Source organism: Kosakonia oryzae (assembly GCF_001658025.2).
Taxonomy (GTDB): Bacteria; Pseudomonadota; Gammaproteobacteria; order Enterobacterales; family Enterobacteriaceae; genus Kosakonia; species Kosakonia oryzae.
Genome location: NZ_CP014007.2, coordinates 792352 through 805883, shown reverse-complemented (window position 1 = coordinate 805883; position 13532 = coordinate 792352). Strand labels below are relative to the sequence as shown.

General features: G+C 55.1%; 15 protein-coding genes. 4 read left to right on the top strand and 11 right to left on the bottom strand.

All coding sequences use genetic code 11. From position 1 onward, the window contains the following. Positions 1 to 23: 23 nt before the first annotated feature. From wzz(fepE) to trmB, 4 genes are all read right to left on the bottom strand, one after another. Complete coding sequence (gene wzz(fepE) / locus AWR26_RS03950) at positions 24 to 1214, bottom strand: LPS O-antigen length regulator Wzz(fepE) (protein WP_244256226.1); 1191 nt, start codon at positions 1212 to 1214, stop codon at positions 24 to 26. A gap of 154 nt (positions 1215 to 1368) precedes the next feature. Continuing rightward, positions 1369 to 2088 (bottom strand): YggN family protein, encoded by a 720-nt coding sequence (locus AWR26_RS03945; RefSeq protein ID WP_064563751.1) that lies wholly within the window; start codon positions 2086 to 2088, stop codon positions 1369 to 1371. 56 nt (positions 2089 to 2144) lie between these two features. Beyond that, on the bottom strand, positions 2145 to 2471 hold the full coding sequence (locus tag AWR26_RS03940) for a YggL family protein (protein ID WP_043956605.1): 327 nt from the start codon (positions 2469 to 2471) through the stop codon (positions 2145 to 2147). Further along, a complete protein-coding gene (gene trmB, locus AWR26_RS03935; protein ID WP_043956604.1) occupies positions 2471 to 3190 on the bottom strand; it encodes a tRNA (guanosine(46)-N7)-methyltransferase TrmB in 720 nt (239 codons plus the stop codon). Before trmB ends, AWR26_RS03940 begins: the two co-directional genes overlap by 1 nt. A 142-nt stretch (positions 3191 to 3332) precedes the next feature. Here trmB and mutY point away from each other — a divergent pair, with 142 nt between their 5' ends. The 4 genes from mutY to AWR26_RS03915 all read left to right on the top strand — a co-directional run bounded on the left by mutY (position 3333) and on the right by AWR26_RS03915 (position 7365). After that, positions 3333 to 4382 (top strand): A/G-specific adenine glycosylase, encoded by a 1050-nt coding sequence (gene mutY, locus AWR26_RS03930; RefSeq protein WP_064563748.1) that lies wholly within the window; start codon positions 3333 to 3335, stop codon positions 4380 to 4382. A 28-nt stretch (positions 4383 to 4410) separates the two neighbouring features. After that, complete coding sequence (locus AWR26_RS03925; RefSeq protein WP_007370193.1) at positions 4411 to 4686, top strand: oxidative damage protection protein; 276 nt, start codon at positions 4411 to 4413, stop codon at positions 4684 to 4686. A 104-nt stretch (positions 4687 to 4790) separates the two neighbouring features. Continuing rightward, a complete protein-coding gene (mltC, locus tag AWR26_RS03920; RefSeq protein ID WP_064568949.1) occupies positions 4791 to 5873 on the top strand; it encodes a membrane-bound lytic murein transglycosylase MltC in 1083 nt (360 codons plus the stop codon). A gap of 238 nt (positions 5874 to 6111) precedes the next feature. Then, a complete protein-coding gene (locus tag AWR26_RS03915) occupies positions 6112 to 7365 on the top strand; it encodes a nucleoside permease (RefSeq protein ID WP_064563746.1) in 1254 nt (417 codons plus the stop codon). 181 nt (positions 7366 to 7546) lie between these two features. Here AWR26_RS03915 and citG read toward each other — a convergent pair whose 3' ends face one another. The 7 genes from citG to AWR26_RS03880 are packed head-to-tail and all read right to left on the bottom strand — an operon-like array spanning position 7547 to position 13516. After that, positions 7547 to 8377 carry a triphosphoribosyl-dephospho-CoA synthase CitG gene (gene citG, locus AWR26_RS03910; protein ID WP_064563742.1) on the bottom strand — a complete coding sequence of 277 codons (831 nt, stop codon included), beginning with the start codon at positions 8375 to 8377 and terminating at the stop codon, positions 7547 to 7549. Beyond that, a complete protein-coding gene (gene citX, locus AWR26_RS03905) occupies positions 8355 to 8894 on the bottom strand; it encodes a citrate lyase holo-[acyl-carrier protein] synthase (protein WP_064563740.1) in 540 nt (179 codons plus the stop codon). Before citX ends, citG begins: the two co-directional genes overlap by 23 nt. Then, positions 8891 to 10417 (bottom strand): citrate lyase subunit alpha, encoded by a 1527-nt coding sequence (gene citF / locus AWR26_RS03900; protein WP_035889287.1) that lies wholly within the window; start codon positions 10415 to 10417, stop codon positions 8891 to 8893. The genes citX and citF overlap by 4 nt, the downstream gene beginning before the upstream one ends. Before the next feature lie 10 nt (positions 10418 to 10427). Then, positions 10428 to 11303, bottom strand: a complete 876-nt coding sequence (citE, locus tag AWR26_RS03895; RefSeq protein ID WP_007370187.1) for a citrate (pro-3S)-lyase subunit beta — start codon at positions 11301 to 11303, stop codon at positions 10428 to 10430. Then, positions 11300 to 11593, bottom strand: a complete 294-nt coding sequence (gene citD / locus AWR26_RS03890; protein ID WP_064563738.1) for a citrate lyase acyl carrier protein — start codon at positions 11591 to 11593, stop codon at positions 11300 to 11302. The genes citE and citD overlap by 4 nt, the downstream gene beginning before the upstream one ends. A 17-nt stretch (positions 11594 to 11610) precedes the next feature. Then, positions 11611 to 12630, bottom strand: coding sequence for a [citrate (pro-3S)-lyase] ligase (gene citC, locus AWR26_RS03885; protein WP_064563737.1), 1020 nt, complete (start codon positions 12628 to 12630; stop codon positions 11611 to 11613). Between the two features lie 16 nt (positions 12631 to 12646). After that, entirely contained in the window at positions 12647 to 13516 is an 870-nt protein-coding gene (locus tag AWR26_RS03880) for a fumarylacetoacetate hydrolase family protein (protein ID WP_043956596.1), read from the bottom strand. Between the last annotated feature and the right edge of the window lie 16 nt (positions 13517 to 13532).

The following is a 13532-nucleotide window of genomic DNA, read 5'->3' as shown; positions in this document are numbered from 1 at the left end:
AGGGCCAAAGTGCTACAGAAATATTACTGATCCCGTTGCTGAAAAGCGTGTCGCACTAATACCACCGCGCTGGCAACAATCCCACCGCACAGCGCGGCTAAAATAATAAAGAAGACTTTCCCCGCCCCCTCTTCTTTTGTAGGTAAAGATGGGGAAAGCTGATATTTAAACGGCGTAAAAGTAATATCTTTAATATCCAGCTTTTCCAGTTCCGCCAGACGATGTTCGCGATAACGGAAATCCGCATTAAGCCAGGTAACATCGGCAATCGACTGTTCGATTTTAAGCTTTTCAGCAATGCCATCAGCCCCTAAAGCAATGGAATAATCAGGATCATCCTGTACGGATTGCCCATTACTGTAAACAGGACGTTTAATACCGGCAGCATTGGCCACTTCCAGCGAGTAAGATAATCGCTTCAACTTAGTGTCATGGAGCGCATTCATCCGCTCACGCTCCATCGCCAGCGATTCCCGCTCGGTATCCTTTTTTAAATCCACCTCTTCACGCAGATAATCTACTGTCTCTTTAACAACCAGCGCAGAAATATAATTGATGTAGCTGTTAAGGATTTCCTTAGACTCGCCAGCCGTCGGGGCGGTGAAGCTTAGCGTCCAGGACTGGTAAGGCACATTATCAGCGCTTTTCCCTGGCGTGTTATTGACTGCCTTGATCTTCCCGGCCAGCAGAACAATACCGCGGCGCAACTCTTCGGCGTCAGGATTAGAGGCCATCAACTTACCGGCCACCAGCGGAAACGATGCCAGGAACTCTTCACGCAGCGATTCAGAATTAAACTTTTTCAGGAACAGGTTAAATACTTCTACCTTATCAAGAGAAGGTTTAACGTTGAGAACCTGCAAAGTAGAAAGGGTCTTTTGCAACTGGCTCCATTGTGGGTTTTCTGCTGGCGTGATTTCTGCCTGGCTGGTCCATTTTGGCGTTAATAACGCACTAATAAAGAATCCCACCAGAGAAAATATCAGAATAGTCGAGATAATGATTCGCTTACTTTCCCACAAGGTACTCATTAAACCGAGCAGATCAATCTCCGTATTTCTGTCCCGCTCAGGAAAGTCTTTATGAATTGAGGCGTCATCTTTCGATTGAATATGTAGTGATGTCATACAGGTAATCATCGAGTCCATGATGTGAAGTTTGATATTATCACCAACATGAAAACTCTCAAAGTAAAATAACCCCCCTTGTTTCAATCACATTAACACCCATAGCAAACCACCTTAATTAATATTATAAGGCAGATTAAAAGCCTTTCAGCAATATAATATAGCGAGCAAAATAAGAAACCCGACCAATATAGCCGGGCTTTATTTGACTATTCCGAAAATAAAAAACAATAACAGTGGATCACTTTAATCCGGCGGTTAATGCTTTGCGATTTTCTTCCAGCGAAACGACGCGCTTACAAACGTCTTTGCCAAACTGCTGGAAATCCGCTTCCTGGTTTTTCCATTCATCCTGAATAGCCGTCTGCAAACCACCGAGGCTCCCCAGCACGCTCTGTAGCGGATTACCACCGCTCTTCAGCACGGCTTTAGCCCCCATTTCATTGATGCTGTCCTGCAAAATGCCGCCCATTGCCTGATTCACCAGTTGCTGACCATTGGCGCGCACTTCATCAATCGCTTTGTAGTGGAATGTCAGGCCATCGCTGCGATGTTCAATAATGCGGTTCATCTGATCTTTCAGCTGCGCATCCAGCTTGGTCAGACGGTTGCGCATGCTGCTATTCTCTCCCACCTGTTTGACAATGATCGTATCCAGCGCCGCGCGGCTTTTCTCCACGCGGCTGCGCGCGCCATCGTCAATCCATGGCAGAGCGCTGCGCAATTCAGCCTGGTAATCCTTCGCCTGCTCGCGCTGCGCTGCGGTTAGCGAAGGCTGCTTGCCATTAAACATGACATTGCCGTCCGGGGTGATCACCAGGTTACCGTTCTCACCTTTCACCTGCACGGTTTGCGGGCTGATGATCACATCGTCACGCGGCGTCACACCACATTGATAATCAGCCTGAGCCGCAAATGCGGTAACCGTAAGAGCCGCCGCCAACAGCGTTTTGCGCATCATAAAAAAACTCCTGTAGAGACAAAACGGGCCAGCTAATGCTGGCCCCTTATGCTTTATTAGTCCCACCAAACGTCGAAAAGTTCGCTGACGCGTACCTCGCTCAGTTTGCGGTCTTCCAGCCACTTACGCACAATGGCCTGATGTTCTTCGGTACATTTACCGATTTCCTGCAAACAAATCAGACCGTCCCAGGCCAGATAACCACTGCCATCAAACGCCAGCTTATTCGGTTCGATCACTTCCTGAATAAAGTCATCAACGGTTTTATCGATCTGCTCTTCGCTGGTGCCTTCCGGAAAACGCCATGCAACGGAAAAACCCAGTTCCTGGAACTCGTCGATATGCATTTTTTTACGCAAGCGACGACTGCGGTTTGTTGCCATTATTTCACCCTCTCGAACATTAAGTCCCATACGCCGTGACCAAGACGGTGGCCACGCTGTTCAAATTTAGTCACTGGACGCGAATCCGGACGCGGCACAAAGTCATTCGTCGCCGACAGGTTTTTATAACCGTCGATAGAGGACATCACTTCAAGCATATGTTGCGCATAGGCTTCCCAGTCAGTCGCCATATGGAACACGCCGCCCAGCTTGAGCTTGCTTTTCACCAGTTCAGCAAACGGTACCTGAACGATGCGGCGTTTATTATGACGCGCTTTATGCCACGGGTCAGGGAAAAACAGCTGCACCATATTTAAAGAATTGTCAGGAATCATTTTATGCAGCACTTCGACCGCGTCATGGCACATCACGCGCAGGTTCTCAACGCCCTCTTCATGCGCAGAAGAGAGACAAGCGCCGACGCCCGGCGAGTGCACTTCAATGCCAAGAAAGTTCTGTTCCGGACGCATTTTCGCCATCTCCACCAGCGAAGCGCCCATGCCGAAGCCAATTTCCAGCGTAACCGGCCCCGTGCGGCCAAACAGCGCAACGAGATCCAGCGGCTGTTCGCTGAACTCAACGCCCATCACCGGCCAGTAATTTTCCAGCGCGTGCTGCTGCCCCTTGGTCAGGCGGCCCTGGCGACGGACAAAGCTACGAATCCGGCGCAATGGGCGGCCGTTTTCATCAAATTCCGGTGAAATGACGTCGTTATTCATAAAGTGATCTGCTCGTGAGAGTGTTCAGGAAACGGGCATTATCCAAAGTTAATCGCATGATGCAAGCACCGGAAAGTTCCGGTTTACAGGCCAACGCCTCTGTGCTGCAATCTTTGCCCCTGACAACGCGATTCTGGTGACCATGCAAGCGTCTCAATTTTCAGCCCAGGTTCTGGACTGGTACGATAAATACGGGCGAAAAACCCTGCCCTGGCAAATTGAAAAAACGCCTTACAAAGTATGGCTGTCGGAAGTGATGTTGCAACAGACGCAGGTTGCAACCGTTATTCCTTATTTTCAGCGCTTTATGGCCCGTTTCCCGACGGTGACCGATCTGGCGAACGCTCCGCTGGATGAAGTGCTGCATCTGTGGACCGGGCTCGGTTACTACGCCCGCGCCCGCAATCTGCATAAAGCCGCACAGCAGGTGGCGAACCTGCACGGCGGTCGTTTCCCGGAAACCTTTGATGAAGTGGCCGCGCTTCCCGGCGTTGGCCGCTCCACCGCAGGCGCGATCCTCTCCCTGTCACTGGGTAAACATTTTCCCATCCTCGACGGTAATGTTAAACGCGTGCTGGCACGCTGTTACGCCGTTGCGGGCTGGCCGGGTAAAAAAGAGGTGGAAAAGCGGCTGTGGGATATCAGCACTGAAGTCACACCGGCAAAAGGGGTGGAGCGCTTTAACCAGGCGATGATGGATCTCGGTGCTATCGTCTGCACTCGTTCCAGACCAAAGTGCGAATTGTGCCCGTTGCAAACAGGCTGTGAAGCAAAAGCGGCGCAGTCGTGGTCCCAATATCCCGGTAAAAAACCCAAACAGACGCTGCCTGAACGCAGCGGCTATTTCCTGCTGATGCAGCATGACGGCGAAGTTTATCTTGAACAGCGTCCGCCCAGCGGGCTGTGGGGCGGTCTGTTCTGTTTCCCGCAGTTCAGCGATGAAGCGGGTCTGCGCGACTGGCTGGCACAGAGGAACATTAGCGCCGATAATCTCAGCCAGCTTGTGGCGTTCCGTCATACCTTCAGCCATTTCCATCTGGATATTGTGCCTATGTGGCTTGGCGTGTCCTCGTTTTCATCCTGCATGGATGATGGCGCGGGTCTCTGGTATAACTTGGCGCAACCGCCATCCGTCGGTCTGGCGGCTCCCGTGGAACGCCTGATACAGCAATTACGCGCCGAAGCGAAGTAGCGCGGCGCGCAAGTAGAGAGGATTTTTTATGAGCAGAACTATTTTTTGTACCTTCCTGCAACGCGAAGCAGAGGGGCAAGACTTCCAGCTCTATCCGGGCGATCTGGGTAAACGCATTTATAACGAGATCTCGAAAGAGGCCTGGAAGCAGTGGCAGCAGAAGCAAACCATGCTGATTAACGAGAAAAAGCTCAACATGATGAATACCGAGCATCGCAAGCTGCTGGAACAGGAGATGGTGAATTTTCTGTTTGAAGGTAAAGACGTGCATATCGAAGGCTATACGCCGCAAGAGAAAAAATAAGCAGCTGAACACCTGCACGGCTGGCAATGTCGCGAAACAGGGAGATATTGCCAGCGCCCGGGCGTCACAGGCGCGTTCCTCCCAATACAACTGCATCCGGAATGATGAAAAAATTTTTAGCGCTAGTGATGATCGCGCCGTTACTGATTTCTTGTTCCAGCTCTAACAAATCGGGCGAAGCCTATAACGAAGCCTGGATTAAAGACACTAACGGTTTTGATATTTTGATGGGGCAGTTCGCCCACAACATTGAGAATCTCTGGGGATTTAACGAAGTCCTGATTGCCGGGCCGAAGGACTACGTCAAATACACCGACCAGTACCAGACGCGCAGCCACATCAACTTTGATGAAGGTACCATCACCATCGAAACGATCTCCGGCACCGATCCGGCTGCACATCTGCGCCAGGCCATTATCAAAACCCTGCTGATGGGTGACGATCCGGGATCTATCGACCTCTATTCCGATACCGATGATATTCAAATCTCGAAAGAACCGTTCCTCTATGGCCAGGTGCTGGATAACAACGGCGAAGCGATCCGCTGGGAGTGGCGCGCGGCGCGCTTTGCGGATTACCTGCTACAAACCCGGCTGAAAAACCGCAGCAACGGCTTACGCGTTATCTATAGCGTAACGCTCAACCTTGTGCCGAACCATCTGGACAAACGTGCGCATAAATATATCGGTATGGTACGCCAGGCCTCGCGGAAATATGGCGTCGATGAGTCGCTGATTCTGGCGATTATGCAGACTGAGTCGTCGTTTAACCCGTATGCGGTGAGCCGCTCTGACGCGCTGGGCCTGATGCAGGTGGTACAACACAGCGCCGGGAAAGATGTCTTCCGCGCGCAGGGCAGATCAGGTACGCCGGATCGCAGCTATCTGTTCGATCCGCAGAGCAATATTGATACCGGCACCGCGTATCTGGCGATGCTGAATAATATTTATCTCTCCGGCATCAGTAACCCGACATCCCGGCGTTATGCGGTGATCACCGCCTATAACGGCGGTGCGGGCAGCGTACTTCGCGTCTTCTCCAGCGATAAAGTGCAGGCCGCGAATATCATCAACACCATGACTCCAGGTGATGTTTACCAGACCCTGACCACCCGCCATCCGTCGGCGGAATCCCGTCGCTATCTCTATAAAGTCAATTCGGCGCAGAAGACCTGGCGTCGCAACTGATCCTGTGCCTCTTTCGTGCGTTTGTGCGAAAGAGGCATAAGGTATTCGTCTGCGTGATGCAAACGGTTGCGCTAAAGTGTGATATCCGTCACCATATATAAATGCAATCAGAGGAAGTTTGCATTTTTATGTCGGGCATAACAAATTCACCGCCCAGGTGATGATAGAATCCTGACACATAACAATATTAATTGTGCCCATTCCAACATCTGTCCGTCTCCTTTGTGAGGAAATTAGCATGAATCTTAAGCTGCAGCTGAAAGTCATTATCTTTCTGCAGTTCTGCCTGTGGGGAAGCTGGCTGACGACGCTTGGCTCGTATATGTTCGTCACGCTGAAATTTGATGGTGCATCCATTGGTGCGGTGTATAGTTCGCTGGGCATTGCCTCGCTGCTGATGCCGCCACTGCTCGGTATCATTGCCGACAAATGGCTGAGCGCGAAATGGGTTTATGCTCTGTGCCACCTGGTCGGTGCGATCACCCTGTTTATTGCCGCAGGTGTTACCACGCCGGGCGCGATGTTTGCCATTATTCTGCTGAACTCGCTGGCCTATATGCCAACGCTGAGCCTGGTAAACACCATCTCTTACTTCCGCCTGAAATCCGCCGGGCACGATATCGTTACCGATTTCCCGCCAATCCGTATCTGGGGCACCATTGGCTTTATCCTGGCGATGTGGGTGGTGAGCTTCTCCGGCTTCGAACTGAGCCATATGCAGCTCTATATCGGTGCCGCGCTGTCGCTGGTGCTGAGCCTGTTCTCTCTGACGCTGCCGTACATGCCGGTGGCGAAAAGCACCGAGAAACAGACCTGGGTGGAAATGCTGGGTCTGAACGCTTTCGCGCTGTTTAAAAACAAGCGCATGGCGATCTTCTTCATCTTCTCAATGATGCTGGGCGCCGAGTTGCAGATCACCAACATGTTCGGCAACACCTTCCTGCACAGCTTCGATGCCAACCCGCTGTTTGCTGATAGCTTCATCGTGACCCATGCGTCAGTAATGATGTCTATTTCGCAGATTTCCGAAACGGCCTTCATCCTCGCGATTCCGTTCTTTATGAGCCGTTACGGCATCAAGAACGTAATGATGATCAGTATCTTCGCCTGGGTGCTGCGTTTTGGTCTGTTCGCCTATGGCGACCCGACACCGTTCGGCACCGTGCTGCTGGTGCTGTCAATGATTGTCTACGGCTGCGCATTCGACTTCTTCAACATCTCCGGTTCGGTGTTCGTTGAGAAAGAGGTTAACCCGGCAATCCGCGCCAGTGCGCAGGGTATGCTGCTGATGATGACCAACGGCTTCGGCTGTATCCTCGGCGGTATGGCCAGCGGTAAAGTGGTAGAGATCTACACCACCGCAGGCGTTACCGACTGGAAAACCGTATGGCTGATTTTTGCCGGTTATTCGCTGGTACTGGCTTTTGCCTTCGTGACACTGTTTAAATACAAACATGTGCGCGAACCTGCGGCAGTCGCGCAGAAAGCGTAAGACAAAGAACCCGGCCTGAGCGCCGGGTTTTTTTATGCCTTTTTAATACCTTCGGCCTGTTCCGGCCGGGTAAATCCACAGACCGGAGAATCCAGCGCCATCCGGCAATGGTTGCAGCCGCTATCTCAATCGACTTATCCGTGCCGGAAAGCCCGGTTGAATAACGCCGCCCGATGCAGCGCTATGGAAGTTGCGCCAACACGTACGCGACCGCCAGCAAATCGGCGCTGCCGCCGGGGCTTAAGCGTCGGGACATCAGCGCCCTGTCCATTTCAGACAACGCATCGTTATCCCAGCCGACCGCCAGTAAAGTCGCCGCATAATCCTGCACATAGCGCAGCCCGGCAATGCCGCCGCGCGACACCAGATTGCTGTCCGGGTTTGCCGCCATCAGACGCAATAATGCATGCTGCAGCCGCCGTTCGCCCTGCTCCTGATGCCAGAACGGCAATACTGCGCGGCGCACGGTGGCAAAACCCTGTTCGGCCTCGCCGCGCGCCCCGGTAAGACCATACTCCAGAAACTGTTTCTCGCCTGCCGTCACGGCCTGCGGCCGGGCCGCCAGTTCACGCGCCACCAGCCCGCGACAAATTTCACTGACCTGCCGGCACAACGTTTCGGCCTGTAGCGGTCGACGTTGTCCCTGCAGTCGTCCGGCGGCAAAACAGAGCAGACCCAGCGAAAAAATTCCGCCTTTGTGGGTATTCACCCCACCGGTGGCAGCAAACATCGCCTGTTCGCACGCAATGCCGGCCGGTCGCAGCAGGCGCAACTGGACACCTGCCGCCTTGTGGGCATGTTCACGCCCGGCCTGCTCAAAGACGGAAAACCATGGCGTGATGGCCGCAATGCTGCGTAAAAACAGCGCATGATCCATATCCTGGTGCGAGCCGTTGTTCGCCCGGTCCACCAGCCCCGGTTTCGGCGTGAGATCCAGTTCGAGGCGCAGCGCCCGGGCAGCAAGCTCCGGTACGCTGATAACCACGGATTCAGTCGCGGGCAAACCAGCCATCAATCAGTTTCTCCACGCGGGCAACCACTTCATCTACCGGGTGGCGGCGCGAACGCGCGCAGCCGTGCGCCGGCTCATCGCATACCAGGCAACGGCGCGTAGTCAGATCCAGTGAATGCCGTCCGACCTGTCCCGCCTGCGGGCACAGCACATCAAAGTCCCACAGACGTCCCAGCGGATGCGTCTGTTCCATCTCAACGCACTGCGCCTTGATTTCCACCGCCGGATGCGCAACACACCACAGGGCTTCTGCGCCGGTCGGCAGCCACAGCACCTGTCGGTCCAGCACCTGCCAGCGGTTCTGCCACAGCAGTTGATCGCAGGCCTGTAACGCCACTCCCATAGTATTGCGATAGCGAATACTGTCTTTTACCGCGCCAGGTGTCACCAGCGTCAGTGAAATGACCGGTTGTTGATAGTGAGCGAGCCAGTCAGCCTGACGCGCTGCACGGCTGTCTTTCGCCGCCAGCAGCGCTTCAAGGCTGACGCCCGGTCGAACAGGCGTCAGTGTCGTCATGCATTTTCCTCTTTAACCTGACGGACAACGTCAATGACGGTGCCATCACGGTAGCGGATCACCCCGACAATACGGTCAGTAAAGGCGATCGGTTTAGGTTCACCGGTCAGCGAGATGGCGCGTTGATACAGTGCTTCGATATCAACAATTTTCAGCCCCGCCGCCAGCAGGCGTTCGCGGATTTCCGGGCGTGCCGGGTTGACCGCAATCCCGTGGTCAGTCACCAGCACGTCGATGCTTTCCCCTGGCGTCAACAGCGTGGTCACGCGTTTCACTACCGTCGGAATACGGCTGCGCAGTAACGGTGCCACGACGATGGTCAGGTTTGCCGCAGCCGCCACATCGCAGTGACCACCAGATGCGCCGCGCATCACGCCGTCTGAGCCGGTAATCACATTGACGTTAAACTCCGTGTCGATCTCCAGCGCGCTGAGGATCACCACATCCAGTTGATCGCAACTGGCCGCTTTGCCACCGGGGTTGGCATAGACATCGGTCGAGATCTCAACGTGGTCCGGATTACGGCGCAGCGATGCCGCTGCTTCGCCGTCAAAACACTGCGTATCCAGCAATTTGCCGATCAGTCCTTTCTCATGCAGCTCCACCAGCCCGCCGGTGATACCGCCGAGCGCGAAACTGGCCTTCACTCCGTGGCGCTCCATTTTCTCTTCCATAAAGCGGGTCGCCGCCGTCGCCGCGGCCCCGGAGCCGGTCTGCATGGAAAAGCCATCTTTGAAATAGCCGGAATGCTCGATCACATCCGCCGCATAGCGCGCGATCATCAGTTCACGCGGGTTGCTGGTGACACGCGCCGCGCCGACGCTGATTTTTGCCGGATCGCCCACGCTCTCCACCTGCACAATCAGATCCACCTGATCCTGGCCGAGGCTGGCGGGCATATTCGGGAACGGCACCAGTGCTTCAGTCAGCAGCACGACTTTGCGGGCGAACTTCGCATCCACCATCGCGTAGCCGAGCGAACCACAGCAGGATTTCCCCTGTGTGCCGTTGGCGTTGCCAAACTCATCGCTGCAGGGCACGCCAAGAAAGGCGACGTCAATCTTCAGTTCGCCATCCTGTAACAGTCTGACGCGCCCGCCGTGGGAGTGAATTTGTACCGGTTCCGCCATCAGGCCATGAGAGATGGCATCCGCCAGCCTGCCGCGCATGCCGGAGGTGTAAATGCGGGTAATCACGCCGCTCTCAATGTGTTCGATCAGCGCATCGTTGCAGGTCATCAGCGAACTGGAAGCCAGCGTCAGATTTTTGAACCCCAGACGCGCCAGCGTGGCGACAACATTGTTAATCACCCGGTCGCCTTCGCGAAAAGCGTGGTGGAACGAGATGGTCATCCCGTCTTTCAGGCCGCTGCGGGCGATGGCGTCTTCCAGCGTGGCGCAGAGTTTGCGCGTGTGTTTGCTGTTAACGTCCGCCAGCCACGGCGTGGCGGCATGAGCGCTGTCGAAGGGTTTTAATTCACGCAGATGGGGAAAATTAACGTGAAGAAGCTCTGTCTGATTCATTGTTCTGTCCTTACCGACGCACGCCGGACGCGGCCGCACGTTCCAGCACCATCTGCGCGTGATTAATAATCGGGGCGTCGATCATTTTGCCGTTCAGCGAGACGACGCCAAGCCCGTTGCGTTCACCCTCTTCCGCCGCTTCAATAACCCGCTGCGCGTGGTCAACTTCCTGCTGCGTTGGCGCATAGGCGTTATGCAACAGATCGATTTGCCGCGGGTTGATCAGCGATTTGCCGTTGAAGCCCATTTTGCGGATCAACTCGACTTCGCGCAGGAATCCGGCTTCGTCGTTAACGTCTGACCACACCACATCGAAAGCGTCGATACCGGCAGCACGCGCGGCATGCAGCACGGCGCAGCGGGCATAAAACAGCTCGGTGCCGTCGCCGCGTTCGGTCTGCATATCCATCACATAGTCAAAAGCGGCCAGCGCAATACCGATCAGGCGCTGAGAGCTGCGGGCAATCGCGACGGCATTAATAACGCCGATCGCGGATTCGATGGCCGCCATCACGCGGGTCGATCCCACTTCACGTCCGCAGGCCAGCTCAATACGTTCGAGATGACGTTCCAGTTCGTAGATATCTTCCGGGGTATCCGTTTTCGGTAAGCGCACCACATCCACACCGGCACGAACGACCGCTTCCAGATCCGGCAGGCCAAACGGCGTGTTCAGCGGGTTGATGCGCACCACAGTTTCGATATCCTGGTACATCGGGTGTTGCAGGGCATGAAACACCAGCAGGCGCGCGGTGTCTTTTTCACGCAGGGCGACGGCGTCTTCCAGATCGAACATGATCGAATCCGGACGATAGATAAACGCGGTGGAGAGCATGGCGGCGTTAGCGCCCGGCAGAAACAGCATGCTACGACGGAGTTTTTTCACAGCAGTTTCCCCCAGTCGATCTCAGTTCCTTCCGATGCGCGCAGTACCGCACTCTGTAAGCGTGCGCGGATAACGCAGTCCAGCGCACCTTTGTCTTCAATGATGATCAAGCCCTGGTGAACCGCCATTGCCCGCAACGTGTCGTTCACCACCTTGCGGATCTGATCGCCAAACTGTTTGATAACCTCGCTGTGAACAACGACTTCCAGCTCGCCTTCAGCGGGGGCTATTTTCACCATCAGGTCGCTGGACTCCATGGTTCCGGCCAGCGCCTCCCTCACAATTTTCATATTTTGATTCCTGATTTTTAAACGGCTTCCGCGCTGTAGTGGGATTCGAGATGCGCGAAAGTGGTATCCGGTACAATTTCCCGAATACGGGAAAACTGGTGTGTTTGCAGTAAACGGCGCACTTCAGACGCGGAGATGGCATTACCGGTCGCTTTAATGCGCGGGATCTCCACCACCTCCACCGCCCCGGCCAGCAGCTGATGCATGGTCTGGTTGTACTGGCGGGTGATGTCGCAAAAAGGTTCGCTGCCGATAAAGCGGTGGGTGATGCCCAGCGCCGGCGCGATGTGGTTACGGAAAATCAACAGGTCTATTTCGCTCCACGCCTGCTGCACTTTGCCGGACTCTTTCAGGAAATAAGCCGGGAAAGTGGCGCGGGAAATAATGTACTGGGAGCCTTCGTGAACGATGACGTTCGGCAGATGCGCCACGCCCGCTTTCACCATTTTCAGCCGCGCGGCAAAGGGGAAGAACGAGGCGTCTTCGCGTACCACGAACAGGTGCAGCCAGTCGCAGGCCTTTGCGGCCTGCTCCACCAGGTGGCGGTGCCCCAGCGTAAAGGGATTGGCATTCATCACAATCGCGCCGGTGCGTTTGCCCGGCATGCGATCGACCTGCAACGTGCGGCAGTAACGCTGAATCCCCGACGGAGTATTCTCCATCAGCACCGCGTTGTTGCCGCTTTGCGCCACCGGCCAGAAGCCGCTGTGGCGAAAACGTTCCAGGTTGCAGGGGCGCGTGCAGAGGAACAGATGAAAATGTCCCCGCGCCAGCGCCAGATGGGAAACCTCCGCCAGCAGGCGCGCACTGAGATTCTCGCCGCGCAGCTGTTCATCCACTGCAACACACTTGATGACGTTGGCGGCCAGGCCCGCACAACCCACCAGCCGGTTTCCCGACCAGGCTTCAACGAAGGTGGTGATGTCACTGTCCATGCCTAATCCGCTGTCTGCGAGCAACGTGCGGATCGAGGCCAGCCGTTGAGTATTGCCGTTGACTTCCGCCACGCGGAAGTCGATGGAGGGTCGTGCCTGCATGGTGTTGCCTTCGTCCTTAGTGTGCCGCCGTCAGCGAATGGGCTGGCGCTGGCGCATCAATAATCACATTACTGAGGTGACCAATATTCTCGATCTCCACTTCGATGCGATCGCCCGCTTTCATAAACAGCGGCGGGTTGCGTTTTTTGCCGACGCCGCCCGGCGAGCCGGTGATGATGACATCACCCGGCGTCAGGCTGGTGAAGGTACTGATGTACTCGATAAGCTCGGCGACCTTATGGATCATGCTGGCGGTGTTATCGTCCTGCACCATGCGGCCATTCAGCCAGGTGCGGATCGCCAGTTGATGCGGATCAGGGATCTCATCCGCCGTCGTCATCCACGGGCCAAACGCGCCGGTCTGCCGCCAGTTCTTCCCGGCGGTAAACCAGGTGTGCTGCCAGTCGCGCGCTGAACCGTCCATGTAGCAGCTGTAGCCGGCAACGTGGCTTAACGCCGCCTCGCGGGAGATATCTTCCCCGCCTTTGCCGATAATCACGGCCAGCTCGCCTTCGTAATCGAATTCACTGGAGTGACGCGGCTTCAGTACCGGCGCGTTATGGCCGGTTTGCGAATCCGCAAAGCGAACAAACAGCGTTGGTGCCGGGTTGTGCTGATCGAATTCTTTGCGCTTTTCGGCATAGTTCATGCCGACGCAGAGAATTTTGGCCGGGTTATCGATGACCGGCAGAAATTGCAGGTCGTCGAAGCGGATATCCGGCGTTTCGCCGTTCAGTTGTTGCGCTTCATTCAGCGCGTTGGCAGCGAGCAGTGATTTCAAATCACCGTAGCGGTCGCCCAGACGCTGCCCCAGATTGATCACGCCATCAGCCTTGACGATGCCGTAACTCCGGATCCCCTGATGGACAAAGCTTGCGAGTTTCATATCAGTTCCTGTAACA